12 protein-coding genes are annotated in these 15,081 nt (G+C 44.6%); 6 read left to right on the top strand and 6 right to left on the bottom strand.

The window, feature by feature from the left end; translation table 11 throughout:
* Window positions 1-121 precede the first annotated feature (121 nt).
* The 5 genes from gnd to AB4180_RS07225 all read right to left on the bottom strand — a co-directional run bounded on the left by gnd (window position 122) and on the right by AB4180_RS07225 (window position 6,624).
* Window positions 122-1,570, bottom strand: coding sequence for a decarboxylating NADP(+)-dependent phosphogluconate dehydrogenase (gene gnd, locus AB4180_RS07205; protein WP_004733587.1), 1,449 nt, complete (start codon window positions 1,568-1,570; stop codon window positions 122-124).
* A gap of 28 nt (window positions 1,571-1,598) precedes the next feature.
* Entirely contained in the window at window positions 1,599-2,315 is a 717-nt protein-coding gene (pgl, locus tag AB4180_RS07210; RefSeq protein WP_017082687.1) for a 6-phosphogluconolactonase, read from the bottom strand.
* Window positions 2,312-3,814, bottom strand: a complete 1,503-nt coding sequence (zwf, locus tag AB4180_RS07215) for a glucose-6-phosphate dehydrogenase (protein WP_004733585.1) — start codon at window positions 3,812-3,814, stop codon at window positions 2,312-2,314. Before zwf ends, pgl begins: the two co-directional genes overlap by 4 nt.
* Before the next feature lie 437 nt (window positions 3,815-4,251).
* Complete coding sequence (locus tag AB4180_RS07220; protein ID WP_102250525.1) at window positions 4,252-4,947, bottom strand: response regulator; 696 nt, start codon at window positions 4,945-4,947, stop codon at window positions 4,252-4,254.
* A gap of 69 nt (window positions 4,948-5,016) precedes the next feature.
* Window positions 5,017-6,624 carry a sensor histidine kinase gene (locus AB4180_RS07225; RefSeq protein WP_181257525.1) on the bottom strand — a complete coding sequence of 536 codons (1,608 nt, stop codon included), beginning with the start codon at window positions 6,622-6,624 and terminating at the stop codon, window positions 5,017-5,019.
* Between the two features lie 662 nt (window positions 6,625-7,286).
* On the opposite strand from AB4180_RS07225, the gene AB4180_RS07230 reads away from it, so the two are divergent.
* The 6 genes from AB4180_RS07230 to AB4180_RS07255 all read left to right on the top strand — a co-directional run bounded on the left by AB4180_RS07230 (window position 7,287) and on the right by AB4180_RS07255 (window position 14,770).
* Window positions 7,287-7,514, top strand: a complete 228-nt coding sequence (locus AB4180_RS07230; protein ID WP_004733582.1) for a hypothetical protein — start codon at window positions 7,287-7,289, stop codon at window positions 7,512-7,514.
* 215 nt (window positions 7,515-7,729) lie between these two features.
* Window positions 7,730-9,166: a TolC family protein gene (locus tag AB4180_RS07235; protein WP_017087852.1), complete on the top strand. Its 1,437-nt coding sequence runs from the start codon at window positions 7,730-7,732 to the stop codon at window positions 9,164-9,166.
* 3 nt (window positions 9,167-9,169) lie between these two features.
* Window positions 9,170-10,144, top strand: a complete 975-nt coding sequence (locus AB4180_RS07240) for an HlyD family secretion protein (protein WP_054547676.1) — start codon at window positions 9,170-9,172, stop codon at window positions 10,142-10,144.
* Window positions 10,145-10,151: 7 nt separating this feature from the next.
* Window positions 10,152-11,504, top strand: coding sequence for an ABC transporter permease (locus AB4180_RS07245; protein ID WP_102250526.1), 1,353 nt, complete (start codon window positions 10,152-10,154; stop codon window positions 11,502-11,504).
* Window positions 11,501-12,655: an ABC transporter permease gene (locus AB4180_RS07250; protein WP_004733578.1), complete on the top strand. Its 1,155-nt coding sequence runs from the start codon at window positions 11,501-11,503 to the stop codon at window positions 12,653-12,655. The genes AB4180_RS07245 and AB4180_RS07250 overlap by 4 nt, the downstream gene beginning before the upstream one ends.
* A 573-nt stretch (window positions 12,656-13,228) precedes the next feature.
* A complete protein-coding gene (locus tag AB4180_RS07255) occupies window positions 13,229-14,770 on the top strand; it encodes a sodium:alanine symporter family protein (protein ID WP_102250527.1) in 1,542 nt (513 codons plus the stop codon).
* 100 nt (window positions 14,771-14,870) lie between these two features.
* Here AB4180_RS07255 and AB4180_RS07260 read toward each other — a convergent pair whose 3' ends face one another.
* Window positions 14,871-15,059 (bottom strand): hypothetical protein, encoded by a 189-nt coding sequence (locus AB4180_RS07260; protein WP_102250528.1) that lies wholly within the window; start codon window positions 15,057-15,059, stop codon window positions 14,871-14,873.
* Window positions 15,060-15,081 lie beyond the last annotated feature (22 nt).

The raw sequence follows: 15,081 nt of genomic DNA on the forward strand, positions 1-15,081 counted from the left end.
TGTTATTCAGGCCTAAGTAAGAGAACGCGAACCAACAAAAAAGGATGCCAATTGGCATCCTTTTGTTTTCTAGTTTTCAGCTGAAAGAACGAACGTGTTCTTTACTGATTCTAACTAACGATTATACGTCGTAAGTTGTAGAAGCAGTGTCGCCGCCTGTACCAGTCCAGTTTGTGTGGAAGAATTCACCACGTGGACGGTCAGTACGCTCGTAAGTGTGAGCACCGAAATAGTCACGTTGAGCTTGTAGAAGGTTCGCTGGAAGACGAGCTGTAGTGTAGCCGTCTAGGAACGTTAGTGCAGAAGTCATACATGGCATTGGGATACCAGATTCCATAGACTTAGCTGCAACTTTACGCCAAGCGCCCATGCAGTTGTCTAGGATGCCTTTGAAGTATGCATCTGAACCTAGGAAAGCGATCTCTGGGTTCGCTTCGTAAGCATCACGAATGTTGCCTAGGAATGCAGAACGGATGATACAACCGCCACGCCACATAAGAGCAACGTTACCGTAGTTTAGATCCCAGCCGTTTTCGTTCGACGCTTCACGCATTAGCATGAAACCTTGAGCGTAAGAGATGATCTTAGAAGCAAGTAGAGCCTGACGGATTGCATCAACCCACTCTTGCTTGTCGCCTTCAACTGGAGCAACAGTCTTGCCGAACAGTTTTTCAGCTTCAACACGTTGGTCTTTAAGTGCAGATAGGCAACGAGAGAATACAGACTCAGTGATTAGAGTCAGTGGGATACCCATGTCTAGTGCGTTGATACCTGTCCATTTGCCTGTACCTTTTTGGCCAGCAGTGTCTAGGATCTTCTCAACTAGCGCTTCACCGTCTTCATCTTTGTAGCCAAGGATGTCAGCAGTGATTTCTACTAGGTAGCTGTCTAGCTCAGTTTTGTTCCAGTCAGCAAATACTGCCTGCATTTCGTCGTGGTTCATACCTAAGCCATCTTTCATGAACTGGTATGCTTCAGTGATAAGCTGCATGTCACCGTATTCGATGCCATTGTGAACCATCTTAACGAAGTGACCAGCACCGTCGTTACCAACCCAATCACAACAAGGCTCACCTGCGTCAGTTTTCGCAGAGATACCTTGGAAGATAGGCTTAACCGCTTCCCAAGCTTCAGGAGAACCGCCTGGCATGATAGAAGGACCGAAACGAGCACCTTCTTCACCACCAGAAACACCCGTACCGATGAAGTGGATGCCTTTCTCGCGAAGAGCAGCAACACGACGGTTTGTGTCTGGGAAGTTAGTGTTACCACCATCAATGATGATGTCGCCTTTGTCTAGAAGTGGTACAAGCTTGTCGATGAACGTATCTACAACATCACCAGCACGAACCATAAGCATCACTTTACGTGGCGCTTCTAGTTTCTCAACTAGCTCTTCTAGAGAGTAAGCACCAACAATGTTAGTACCCTTAGCTGGGCCTTCTAGGAACTCGTCTACCTTAGCAGCAGTACGGTTGTGAGCCACAACTTTGAAGCCGTGGTCGTTCATGTTTAGGATAAGGTTCTGACCCATTACTGCTAGGCCAATTACACCGATATCACCTTTCATTATTTTATCTCCTTGCGGCTATTCGCACTTATGCGATAGCACTTGCTGCATTTGAATCTAGGAACCACTCTGTTTCGCCAGTTTTAGACTGGATTTTCGCTGCCGGGTAAGGCAGTTCTGAAGCAGGAGTTGTATGAATTTCTTTAACGATCTCAACTTTACCTGCACCCAGTACTAGGTAGCTGATTCGTTTTGCTGCTTCTAAAACTTTCGCTGTTTTAGAAACACGGATCTGGCCCGACTCTGGGTGAGAAGCTAATACAGATAGGTTCTCATCTTGGTAGTCAGTTGCACCCGGGAATAGTGAAGCTGTGTGGCCGTCGGCGCCAACACCTAGCAGGATCCAATCGAAAACAGGTGTGCCGTTTTCTATTGGAATCACGTCTGCCATCTCTTTTGCGAAACGCTCTGCTTCTGCTTTAGGCTCATCTTCACCACGGATGCGGTGGATGTTTTCAGCAGGAAGATTGACTTGAGTAAACAGCAGTGCGTTTGCTTCACCGTAGTTGCTTTCCGCATCGTCTGGTGCCACGCAACGTTCGTCGCCCCACCAAAAATGAAGGTTATTCCATTGAATGCCTTCTGCGTATGGTGCTTGAGCTAAAAGCTTGAAAAGCATTTTTGGCGTGCTGCCACCCGACAATGAAATGTGAACAGGTTTACCCTGCTCGCTGTATGCTTTCATTTCATTTGCTAGGTTTTCAACGACCAGTTCAGGCGTTGCAAAGATCTTGTGATTGATCATAGTTCGCAGTAATCCGTGTCTGTTAAGTTTTTGCATGGGAAACGCCATGCGCGGCCATCACGCTGCAGAAGCTCATCGGCTTCTTGCGGGCCCCAAGTACCACAAGCATAGCCAAACAGTGCTTGAGGGTCTTGTTTGAGATCTAAGATCGGTTGAACGTACTTCCAACATGCTTCTACTGCATCGGTACGTGCAAACAGAGTCGCATCACCGTTCAGCGCATCAAGAAGAAGACGCTCATAAGCCGTCAGCATTTGAGTTTCAGGCAAGTCAGAGTAAGAGAAGTTCATTTTCACTTCTTTTGCTTTGAAGCCTGCACCCGGCTCTTTCAAACCAAAGCTCATCTGAATACCTTCATCCGGTTGGATACGGATAATCAGTTTGTTCTCTGGTGCATCTTGACCAAATACTGGATGAGGTGTGTTCTTAAAGTGAATCACGATTTCCGTTACGCGCGTTGGTAAGCGTTTACCCGTACGTACGTAGAAAGGAACCCCATTCCAACGCCAGTTGTTGATGTGTGCTTTAAGACCAATGTACGTTTCAGTACGAGAGTCGTCTGCGACACCATGCTCTTCGCGGTAACCAGGCAAGTGCTGACCACGAACATCTGACGCTGTGTATTGACCTAGAACCAAATCTTTACGCAGGTCGTCTTCTTCCAGTGGTTTCAGACACTGAAGTACTTTAACCACTTCGTCACGAATTGAATCCGCATTGATTTGTGCAGGCGGTTCCATGCCAACCATTGCTAATACTTGTAGCAAGTGATTTTGGAACATGTCACGAACTGCACCAGAACCGTCGTAGTATCCGCCACGCTCTTCAACGCCAAGGAACTCAGCACCTGTGATTTCAACGTATTCAATGAAGTTACGGTTCCACAGTGGTTCAAACATCGCGTTTGAGAAACGAAGCACTAGAAGGTTTTGAACCGTCTCTTTACCAAGGTAATGGTCGATACGGTAGATCTGGTGTTCTTGGAAGTGATGATGGATCTCTTCATCTAACGCTTGAGCTGATGCTAAGTCGTAACCAAATGGTTTCTCGATGATCAGACGACGCCAGCCGTTCTTTTCATCGTTCAGGCCATGCGCAGCAAGGTTTGCTGGAATCACACCGTATAGGCTTGGCGGGGTTGCCAAGTAAAACAATGTGTTATGGTTTTCGAATTGATAGTCTTGCTCAAGCTTGTCTAGACGTTGTGCTAAACGAGCGTAGTCGTCTACATCTGAAGTGTTGATCGCTTGGTAATGCAGATGTTCAATAAATGCATTCAGCGTCTCTGGCTCAGTTTTTTCCATTTCCTGAAGAGACTTCTTCAGCTTCTCACGGTAAGACTCATCGCTGTACTCAGTACGGCTCACTCCAAGAATCGCAAAGGATTTTGGTAGTTGATTGCTAGCATACAGGTGGTACAAAGCAGGAATTAACTTGCGGTAAGTTAGATCTCCCGATGCACCAAAAATAACGATGCTGCTGTTTTCAGGTATTACCATCATCTTTCCTATAAAAACAAGGTTTTTAGTATTCGCCAAAGGTATCAGCGACATACGAAAATAGATAATAGGCCTTGGCTATTACATCAATAGCGAGTGCCTATTACACTTGAGAATGCGTTTGGTAAACGAGGGTGAAAGCTATCACCTCTATTCGGGACAGTATTGTCTATGAGTATTTGATTTACATCAACCACTGTGAAAGCAATCGATTAAATATTGACTCATTTCGAACAAATTCTAATCGATAGCTCAGTTCGCCGAGCCCGAGAGTGAAGCAAATCGGTATTCTCAAACATTGTAGTCAAGAAAGAACGGTATCTGGTCGGTGGAGTGAATAATAGGAAATGGAGAGAAAGGCAAAACCAGCCTATTCAACTGGCTTTATATTTATTTGATAGCATCGCGTTTGTCTTGGTGACTTGTTGTCGCTAAATCTATCTTCTAGTTTTGTTGTAGCAGCGTTCTGGGCGGCCTACTGACCCGTAATTTAAGTCGGCCACTAACTCACCAGTCGTGATTAGAAATTCCAAATAGCGTCGAGCGGTGGTTCGGCTTGCTCCAATACGTTCACCTGCTTCATCTGCTGCAATATCAGCAATGTCGGCTTGTTGAAAAATGGCTCTAATTTTATCAAGCGTTACGCCATCAATCCCTTTGGGTAAGGTTGACACTTTTCCTGAGTCCGCTTTCGCGTTGGCTTGCAGCATCTTATCGACCAAACCTTGGTTCAAATCAGACACACTTTCAAACTCTTGCAGCTGCGATTGATATTTTTTCAGCGCCGCTTCTAAGCGAGGAAACATCACAGGTTTCAGCAGATAGTCCACGACTCCACCGCGCATTGCCTGTTGCAAGGTATCGACGTCTCGCGCAGCAGTAATCAAAATCACATCACAACCCTGATTACTACCACGAACGTGGTTCAAAATATCAAGCCCGCATCCATCCGGCAGATACACATCCAATAAAACCAAGTCAGGCTTTAATATGTCTAATTGCATTAACGCTTCAGACTGCGTGGTCGCAATCCCCACCACATCAAAGCCACCCATCTGTTCTAAATAACGATGGTGTAGCTCTGCAATCGCAATATCATCTTCAATGACCATGACTCTCGTGATTGCGCTCATTTATGTTCTTCCTTTAACCATGTTTTTTCCGTCACGATGATCTTCACTCGATCACTTCGCGCTTAATTATTATTGTGCTTCTTTTGGCAGATAAACCGTCATTCGCGTACCAAAATCGTGGTTGTCGACCATTTCAAGCTGTCCTTGATATCGGTCTGCCAATTGCTTTATCAAATACAAACCGACGCCGCGATTCTGTTTCGCTTTGCTTGATACGCCTTTTTCGGTGAGTGCTTTCGTCGCCAAATCTTTAGGCAAACCACACCCTTTGTCTTCTACTTCTACGATAATTTCATTACCAAAATCACTGATTGAAACTTCAATAACTCGACGCGCTGGAGTAATTTGACCCTCTTGCTTAATAGCCGTCATAGTGGCATCAAAGGCGTTATCAATCAGGTTGCCCAGAATTGTGACAACGTCATCCGCGTTCAGCCAGCTAGGCAATGCTTCAAGCCTTGAGCCTTCTTCGACTTTGAGCTCTAAACCTATTTCTCTTGCACGCTCCGTTTTCCCCAAGAGCATGCCTGCAATGAGCGGGTCTTTAACGGTTTCACGCAAGAACTCGATCAAGCTTTGATAGTGCGCTGTTTCTTGGCCAATCAGCTGTTGTACTGAATCCAACTCGCCCATCTGGATCAAGCCACTAATGGTGTTGAGCTTGTTTTGATGCTCATGGGTTTGTGAACGGAGTAGATCTGCATACTCTTTGGTTTGTGAGAGTTGGTCTGTTAAATCGTTGATTTCATCTCGTAATCGGAAACTGGATACCGCCCCGACCACCTCACCTGCCACTATAATCGGGCTGCGGTTGGCAACGATTCGCTTATTGTTCAGGTACAGCTCGACGTCGTGGTCGGTTTCACCAGTGGATAACAGTTGCTCTAAATCACTGCCGGCCAATACATCTGAAAGGCGCTGTTGGTTGAGTGCAGACTCTCTATCGATAGACAAAATATCGCAGGCACTCTTATTAATAGAACGTAAAATTCCGTGCTTATCGATGCTCAGAATACCTTCTTTCACGGTACTCATAGTCACATCTAACTCGACATACAGTCGGCCGATCTCTTCGGGTTCAAAGCCTAAAATAGCGCGTTGAAAGCGACGAGACACATAGCTTGAAATCAAAGCGTTGACCGCAACCACCAGCAATGCCATCACAATCAAAAAGGCTAAGTAAGGTTCAATTCTGTCTTGTAACGAGTCCAACAAGTAGCCAACCGACACCACGCCAATGACAGTGCCTTGCGGGTCTTTAACCGCGGATTTACCACGGACAGAAAAACCAAGTGATCCTTTGGCCGTCGACACATAAGATTCACCCAACACCAATGCTTTTTGGTTATCACCACCGCGCATGGGTTTACCAAGCCGGTCATCATAAGGGTGAATCAGGCGGATACCTTTATCATCTCCCACAACGATAAACGCCGCGCCAATGAGCTGGGTAAGGTTTCGAAATTTAACTTGAGTTTCTTCAGACAGAACGTAGGGAGCGCCATTAGGGTCCATCGTTCCATTTTCTTGAATAATGCTGGTGACAAGTGGCGATTCAGACAGAAATTCAGCAACACCTAACGCTTTCAAACCCATCTCTTGTTCTTGAGATTGTTTGATATAATAAAACCCAGCCGCTGAAAGTATCAAAAGTTCAACAAGACCAGTGACCGTCATGATAATCAGCAGCCTTTTACGGAAGCTGATACTACTCCATTTCATATTCCACCGTCCCTAGTGTTAGACGAGCAATGTTAACACCAAGTTAATTAGATGACCTTTCTACATACGCGAATTTGTGACTGTTACTCAACTAAATAATTGAGCAGATTATTAATTGATAATCCTTTACGTTGTTCACCTCGATTAATCGTTCGCTTTTAGAACGGATTAGCTTAAAAATCAAAATAAACGAATAAATATTGAGCTAGATCACTAAGCTTTTAGGTGTTTTTTAGGTTGTTTAAAATAAATACAATTATAATAGTTGCATATGAAGAAGTTTATTGTTGCCAAGCCATAAGTCATGATTTTCAGACTCTGCTTTAAATCGAAATTTCGGTTAACAAAAAGACAACAACTCTTCGCTCACTGGACGTATCTATAACGAAACGTTGCACGCTCGCCGCTAGGATTGTTGAACAAATAGGTTATCAACCTAACCTCATTCATACATCTCTATTTACACTATAGGCCAGCATGACAACTCAGAGGTGCCTGATAAAGCAGCGCCCAATAATAAAACATTGATGAGCAGGAAGTATCGATCAGTGGCAACGTCCAATAGAAACAGGATTAAAAACATAACGTATAAACATTGTTGAAAAGGAAACCAGGCAATGAAACGCGATAATTTTGGAATTTGTCTTACTAAGACCATGCTGTTCAAACACTTGCAATCGACTTTTACTCACGTAAGAGCCTATGAGAAAGACGGTACCTCCCCTCTCGATCTCAAGGTATTGTTAGCGTTCCCGCAAATGTCGGGCAGAGATTTATTACAAACAATGCAAGGTTCAAGACAATTGGTGTGGCGCGCCGATCACCATTGTCCTGGCTTTAAATAAGCCGCTTCATTTTGTAAAAACGCTTCTATACTGAACTTAAAAAGCACGCTTATGCGTGCTTTTTAAGTTTCATTTATCTCTGATATCTTCATCACTCAATCCTATTTACACTTGGTTAACGAGTTATGAGACTTTCTCTAAGTGTGAGAGAATCTGATCAAGACAAATGACTATTGCCCTGTTAACATTAGAGTTAATACTCTAATTGGTATTTAATGCAGATGACCAAACCAAAATTTCGATACCTTGCGATCGCCAGCATGCTTCTCGGCACTATGGCTTCGCCAGGCTATGCAGCTCCGCTCACTTTTTCTGAAGCGTGGCAAATATTACAAGAAAACAACAACTCACTTGCGGCTCAACAAGCCAACGTTGAACGTTATCAACACCTTCAGAACTCAACGAGTAGCCTCAACTTGCCTTCTATCACCTTAGGGGCTAACTACACGCACCTTGATAGTGACGTGACCATTAATGGCAAACAATTTGGCGACAGCTTAAGTGGTGTAAACCCAGCATTTGCTCCCTTATTAGGCCAACTAGGTGGAATCACCTCAACGATTACAGAACAAGACATCTTTAGCTCTTCTATTCGCGCGGTTTGGCCTATCTTCACTGGTGGTCGAATTACCGCTGCGCAAAATGCAGCTGAAGGTAAAAGCGAAGAAGCGCAAAGCCAGCTGTTGATGGAAAGACAAGCTCGCTACGAAGACTTAAGTAAATATTACTTCTCGGTGATCTTAGCGGAAGACGTCGTGAAAACGCGTCAAGCCGTTGAAGCTGGCTTAACTCAGCATCGTGATTTCGCCATCAAGCTTGAACAACAAGGGCAAATCGCACGGGTAGAACGCTTGCAAGCGGATGCTTCACTAGACAAAGCGGTTGTCGAGCGAACTAAAGCTCAAAACGACCTTAAGATTGCTCAATTAGCGCTGACTCAAATCCTTGGTCAGAGCCAAAGTGTAGAACCCTCAGAGCAACTGTTTATCAATAAGAACCTGCCTCATATGGATGTGTTCATTGACCAAACACTCATGACCTACCCCGGCCTTAAGATTCTTGATGCAAAAGAGAAACAAGCAAGCAGCTTAATTAAAGCTGAGAAAGGTAAATACTACCCAGAGGTATACCTTTACGGTGACTACAGCCTGTATGAAGATGACTCTCTCGCCAGCGAAATGAAACCCGATTGGTTAGTTGGCATTGGTGTGAATGTGCCGCTACTTGATACTTCTGGCCGTTCAGACAAAGTAGCCGCCGCTCACAGTGCTGTATCACAGGTTCAATTCCTGAAGTCGCAAGCTAAGCAAGACTTAACCGTGTTGGTACAGAAGACTTACCTTGAAGCGAACCAAGCAATTGAGGAGGTTCAAGGCCTCAACTCAAGCTTGGCTTTGGCTCAAGAAAACCTATTACTCCGTAAAAAAGCCTTCACTCAAGGACTTTCGAACTCGCTAGAAGTGGTTGATGCAGAGCTCTACCTTGCGAGCATCAAAACCCAGCAATCTGCTGCGCGATTCAAATACCTAATCTCTCTGAACAAGCTATTAGCGCTAACCAGCGAAATGAATGCTTACTCGAGTTACTTAACCTCTTCTGTTCCGTCTGACTTCGACTCAAAAACAGACACCGATAGCCAGTCAAAAGGATAATTCATGAAACCTATTAAGCCCCTTCTTCTATCTTTAGTTGGTATCGGCGTTATTGGCTGGGTCGGATACAGTTTTTACCAAGCTTATCAACCTCAGCCTGTTAAGCTTCAAGGTCAAATCGATGCGCAGCAATACAGCATCTCATCGAAAGTACCTGGCAGAATTGATGAAATATTCGTGCGTAAAGGCGATTCGGTTGAAAAAGGCGAATTGATCTTTTCTCTTCTTAGCCCTGAGATTGACGCGAAGCTAGAACAAGCAAAAGCAGGTCAAAAAGCTGCTGGCGCATTAGCAAAACAAGCAGAGAATGGTGCCCGTACTCAACAGATCCAAGCTGCTAAAGACCAGTGGTTGAAGGCAAAAGCAGCAGCCGATCTCATGGACAAAACTTATCAACGTGTCAATAACCTTTACAACGATGGTGTCGTTGCCGAGCAAAAACGCGATGAAGCCAAAACACAGTGGCAAGCAGCGAAGTACACGGAAAGCGCTGCGTTCCAAATGTATCAATTAGCACGAGAAGGCGCTCGTGACGAAACCAAAGTGGCAGCCGCTCAAAAAGCATTAATGGCAGCAGGCGCGGTAGCGGAAGTTGAAGCTTACGCAAAAGACACACAGATCCACAGCTGGTTTAATGGCGAAGTCTCTCAGGTTCTATTGAGCAGCGGTGAACTCGCACCACAAGGCTTCCCTGTTGTGACTGTTATCGACACCAAGGATGCATGGGCAGTACTTAATGTGCGTGAAGACATGCTTAAGCACTTCGAAAAAGGCAGCCAGTTTGAAGCGTACCTACCGGCTCTGGATAAATCATTAACTTTCCAAGTGACTCACATCGCCGTAATGGGTGATTTCGCGACTTGGCGTTCAACAGACGCAGCACAAGGCTTCGACTTACGTACTTTTGAAGTAGAAGCGCACCCTGTCGATACGAGCGAAACACTGCGTATGGGCATGAGCCTTGTGGTTGAGCTTTAGGTGACGTATGTCTGCTAACTTTCGATCTACAGGTTCGCAATCTAAAAGCTCACAATCTAAAGGCTCGCAATCAACTGAGCATCATAGAGCGAAGAATACCTTGCTTAGGCAGTGGGCGATTGTCCGCAAAGACAAATGGTTGTTGTCTTGCCTAACTTGGATACCTTTGCTTCTTGCTGCCAGTATTTGGCTGATTTTTTCGCAAGGGATCGCTCGTGACTTACCGGTTGCGGTTGTTGACTTGGAACACAGTCAAATTTCGCAGCAGTTCACACGCCTTGTTGATGCATCACCAACGCTGCAAGTCACTCAGAAATACAGCTCTGCGAGTGAAGCGGCGAAAGCGATGATTGAACGTGATATCTACGGTTATGTTGTGATACCAAGGCATTTTGACCGAGACCTTCTGCTCGGATTGAATCCGCAAGTGTCTGTGTTCTACAACAGCCAATTTATCTTGATAGGTAAGCTAGTGAATTCGGCGTTGTTGCAGGCTCAGGGGACTTTTAACGCGCAACTTGAGGTCGTTAAGCAGTTATCACACGGTGATACCACGGTGCAATCCGCATTAGGCCAAGCAGTAACAGTGCAAAGCCAGATCACGCCATTGTTCAACAAGAACACCAGTTATGCTCAGTTCTTGGTGTCTGCGGTTATTCCAGCGCTATGGCAGATCATGATTGTGGTGGGCACGATATTGGTTTTGACGGCGAACGTTAGAGCACGTGGTCTTCATGCTTGGTTATCCAACGCCCCTATGAAGTCACTAACATCAACATTAACGCCCTACCTTGTCTTGTTCTTGATGTTTGGTATCGCGTTTAGCTTTTGGTTCTATGTCCTCTTAGACTGGCCGTTTAACGGCAGTTTTGTGGCACTGACCGTCGCCCAACTGCTTACCGTCATTAGTTGTATCATCATGGGGTGTTTGTTTTTCTTCTTAACGCTTGATCCAGCAAGGGCGATGAGTTTCGCTGGCGCCTTTACAGCACCAAGCTTTGCGTTCATGGGCATTACCTTTCCAGTAACCGACATGAACACTGCAGCGCAAATCTGGAGAAGCTTATTGCCCGTGAGTCACTACATCGAAGTACAAACGGCACAGTCTAGTTATGGCGTGAGCGCGGCACAGTCTTTGATCAGCCTTTCTTCTATGTTGTGGTACGCGGTTCCTGCTTTCGTTGTGATGTTGTTGATTAAGAAACACTTGGCGAAATCGAATCTGTCTGCACAAACGGATCTAACAGCCCAAGCAGCTCTATCTGCAAAAGCGACGCCGTCAACACAAGCAACACAAGCAACACAAGCAACACAGCAAGAGAAACCAGAACAATCAGCACCACAAGGAGTAAAACGATGAGCTTTACTCAACTGCTCAAGCAAGAACTCTTAGCGGTACTGCGTAACCCTGTTGTACTTCTTACGGTATTTGGTGGTGTGGTCTTCTATTCATTCTTGTATCCATTGCCTTACGCGCACCAAGTTCCTCAACAGCTTAAAGCTTCGGTAGTAAACTTGGATAAGAGTCAAAGCAGCTACCAATTAGAACGAATGGTGGATGCCACTTCTCAAATCGAGTTGGTACGTCGAGACTCCAGCATCGCTGATGCAAAACAAGCCGTACTTAACCAAGAGATCGGTGGGTTCCTCGTCATTCCAGAAGACTTCTATAAAGACTTACTGCTCGGTAAGAGCCCGACGCTTTCTTACGCTGGCGATGCTTCTTACTTCTTAGTGTACGGAACCATTGTTGAAGGGCTTGCCAAGGCAGGTGGCACGTTAGCTGCGCAAGTTAAGGTCAGTCACTTGTTAGTCGAAGGAGTGCCTTTAGAATCCGCAGCCAAAGGCTACAGCGCGTTTAGCTTGAACCTAAAACCAACGTTCAATAGCCGCATGGGATACATCGATTACGTAGTTCCAGCTGTCTTTGTGTTGATCTTGCAACAAACCTTAGCCATGGCTTCTGGTTTAGTTGGGGCAACCCAAAACGCTCAATCTACGTTTGGCTATTGGAGTAAGACCTCTCCAGCAAAACTGATGCTTGCTCGCTGTTGTACCTTGGTCGGCATTTATTACTTGTTGTCGATGTACTACTTCGGCGCGAGCTTTTCGATGTATGGAATAAATTTGCTCGCCTCAACGACACAAATTTTGACCTTACTGCTGCCCTTCTTATTGGCCAGTTGTTTGATCGGGATTTTTATTGGTGAGCTAGTGCCAAGAAGAGAGTTAGTCACGGTTGTGGTGTTAATCAGTTCAATGCCGCTGATCTTCTCTTCAGGTTTTATCTGGCCTGTTGAAATGATGCCTGAATGGTTAGTACTGCTGTCACAGTTATTCCCAAGCACACCAGCTATCCAAGGTTTCTTAGCTCTTAATCAGATGGGTGCATCTTGGCAAGAAGTAGCGTCTCAATGGACATTACTATGGGGACAGGTCGCTTTATGGGGTTCGTTATTAGCACTTAAGCTTTACCACAAGTCGAGTAAACGTATCACTGGCTCGGTTTAACTCTAGTCTCTAAACGCTAAGCCTCATGCTCATGCTCATGCTCATGCTCATCGTAACCCATTAAAAATGGCTCTGATAAAGGGCCTTTTTAATGCCCTCAGGCCTGATTCCACCTTCAACTATCAATTGTTTAAACACTTCACAAGCACATATCGAATATTCAAACTCGCCGACTTCCCTGTGATCCCGCACTATACTTCACCTTAGCCCGTCGCTATAACCGCTACTGCATATGCCTTTTGCAACCTAAAAAGCATCGACTTATTCCAAAACAATGACAAAACCCGAACAATTGTAAATTTATTGTAAAAATTTCTTTGAGGGTATTATTTTTATGTATAGGATTATCAGTAGGACTTGGTAGGCCGAATACCATAGTCTTATTGGTTCACATACCAAAAGGATATCCATACAAAGCAAGATCAGTACTTATATTTATTTCGTTTTTCGACCTAGCTACAGCCGTTTATGTTGCCGTCGAATGAAGTAGATAAAACACTGAAATGTAAAAAATCAAATAAAAAACAAACACAACAGCAGCAAACATAATTTAATAAAAAGACAGGGAAAACCATGAAAAACTTACGTGAATTATTTTTTGGGTTTATATTATTGTTTAGTTCCAGTGCATTTGCAGAAGAAGGATCATTTAGTCAAAGTATCAGTAACTTGAGCCAAAGTGTTGATGGTTTTTTCAATGACTACACAGGGTGGTTCGTTGGATTAATATTTAAAAGTGTCCCACTTGGTGAAGCAAACTTCCCAATCATTGTTGGCTGGCTATTGCTCGCCGCGATTATCTTTACTGTTTATTTTGGCTTTGTTCAATTTAAACGTGTTGGCATGGCCATAGACATTATCAAAGGAAAGTATACCGACCCTAACTCCAAAGAGGATGGCGAAGTTTCTCACTTTCAAGCGTTAACAACTGCGCTTTCTGGAACTGTCGGACTTGGTAATATTGCCGGGGTTGGTGCTGCACTTGCAATTGGTGGCCCTGGTGCGACATTCTGGATGATCTTGTGTGGTCTTCTGGGTATGGCGTCTAAATTCTGTGAGTGTACTTTAGGTGTAAAATACCGAACTATCTTACCTTCAGGTGTCGTTTCGGGTGGTCCAATGTACTACCTAAGCCAAGGTCTGAGCGAAAGAGGACTCGGTGGACTAGGTAAAGCCCTTGCAATTGGTTTTGCATTAATGTGTATTTTAGGCGCGTTGGGCGGCGGTAACATGTTCCAAGCTAACCAAGCACATGCCATGTTAACTTACGCATTCGATGTACCAAGTGAATACGGTGTCATCACAGGGCTTGTACTCGCTGCCTTAGTGTTTTCCGTTATCGTTGGCGGTATGCCTTCTATTGCGTCCGTAACAGAAAAAGTTGTTCCTTGGATGGCTGCTCTGTACATCGGTATGGCTCTGATTGTTATCGGTTCTAATCTTGATCAAGTTGGCCCTGCGTTCAGCGCAATCTTTACAGGTGCATTTACCGGTGAAGGTGTGGTTGGTGGATTTATTGGTGCCCTAATCCAAGGTCTAAAACGTGCAACATTCTCAAATGAAGCAGGTGTAGGTTCAGCAGCAATTGCTCACTCAGCAGTTAAAACAAAAGAACCAATCACTGAAGGTCTTGTATCACTACTAGAACCATTCGTTGATACGGTAATCATTTGTACAATGACGGCATTGGTAATCACTATCGCTGGCTTAAACGTAGGTCCATATGATGGAACAGGTTTAACGGGTGTAACGCTGACTGCTGCATCATTTACTGAAACGGCAGAAGTATTTAAATACACACTTGCTCTCGCGGTAATCATGTTTGCGTTCTCGACGATGATTTCTTGGTCGTACTACGGTCTTAAAGCTTGGACTTACCTATTTGGTGAAGGCAAAACAACGGAACTGATTTTTAAAGTGATGTTCTGTGTGTTTGTTGTTATTGGTGCGACGATTCAGTTTGGCGCGGTAATCGACTTCTCTGATGCGGCTATCTTTGCGATGTCTATCTTCAACATTCTTGGCCTGTACTTCCTAATGCCTGTTGTGAAGAAAGAACTGCAATCATTTGTTGCTCGAGTTAAATCTGGCGAAATCAAAACTTACGAAAAATAGTGACTCGTCAATAATTTATTGTCGAATAACACTGTTCTAAAAATTTTTGTAAGACCCTTTGCTTGAGAAAGCGAGAACAGTATTGCAACGTACAAAATCCCTACAGGCTGTGCTTGTAGGGATTTTTTATGTCTGAATTTTCTTGTTTAAGCCGCCGTTCAGGATCTTGGCTTACTTGTTTACGATCCAAGACTTCTTCTACTTCAATCATTTCTCGTAGCGCCAATGCCGAATTACAATCATCAAAGCAATAAGCTACGGTACAAGTCTCGCACAAATATTCAGGCATCGCTTTGTCCTTTGTCCTTTGT

Source organism: Vibrio sp. 10N.286.49.C3 (genome assembly GCF_041469545.1).
Lineage (GTDB): Bacteria > Pseudomonadota > Gammaproteobacteria > Enterobacterales > Vibrionaceae > Vibrio > Vibrio tasmaniensis_A.

Bases quoted from the DNA above. Each gene is read 5' to 3' on its own strand.
- AB4180_RS07245 (WP_102250526.1), top strand. From the start codon at position 10,152: ATGTCTGCTAACTTTCGATCTACAGGTTCGCAATCTAAAAGCTCACAA.
- AB4180_RS07240 (WP_054547676.1), top strand. From the start codon at position 9,170: ATGAAACCTATTAAGCCCCTTCTTCTATCTTTAGTTGGTATCGGCGTT.
- AB4180_RS07260 (WP_102250528.1), bottom strand. From the start codon at position 15,059: ATGCCTGAATATTTGTGCGAGACTTGTACCGTAGCTTATTGCTTTGAT.
- pgl (WP_017082687.1), bottom strand. From the start codon at position 2,315: ATGATCAATCACAAGATCTTTGCAACGCCTGAACTGGTCGTTGAAAAC.
- zwf (WP_004733585.1), bottom strand. From the start codon at position 3,814: ATGGTAATACCTGAAAACAGCAGCATCGTTATTTTTGGTGCATCGGGA.
- AB4180_RS07225 (WP_181257525.1), bottom strand. From the start codon at position 6,624: ATGACGGTCACTGGTCTTGTTGAACTTTTGATACTTTCAGCGGCTGGG.
- AB4180_RS07255 (WP_102250527.1), top strand. From the start codon at position 13,229: ATGAAAAACTTACGTGAATTATTTTTTGGGTTTATATTATTGTTTAGT.
- AB4180_RS07235 (WP_017087852.1), top strand. From the start codon at position 7,730: ATGCAGATGACCAAACCAAAATTTCGATACCTTGCGATCGCCAGCATG.
- AB4180_RS07230 (WP_004733582.1), top strand. From the start codon at position 7,287: ATGAAACGCGATAATTTTGGAATTTGTCTTACTAAGACCATGCTGTTC.
- AB4180_RS07250 (WP_004733578.1), top strand. From the start codon at position 11,501: ATGAGCTTTACTCAACTGCTCAAGCAAGAACTCTTAGCGGTACTGCGT.
- AB4180_RS07220 (WP_102250525.1), bottom strand. From the start codon at position 4,947: ATGAGCGCAATCACGAGAGTCATGGTCATTGAAGATGATATTGCGATT.
- gnd (WP_004733587.1), bottom strand. From the start codon at position 1,570: ATGAAAGGTGATATCGGTGTAATTGGCCTAGCAGTAATGGGTCAGAAC.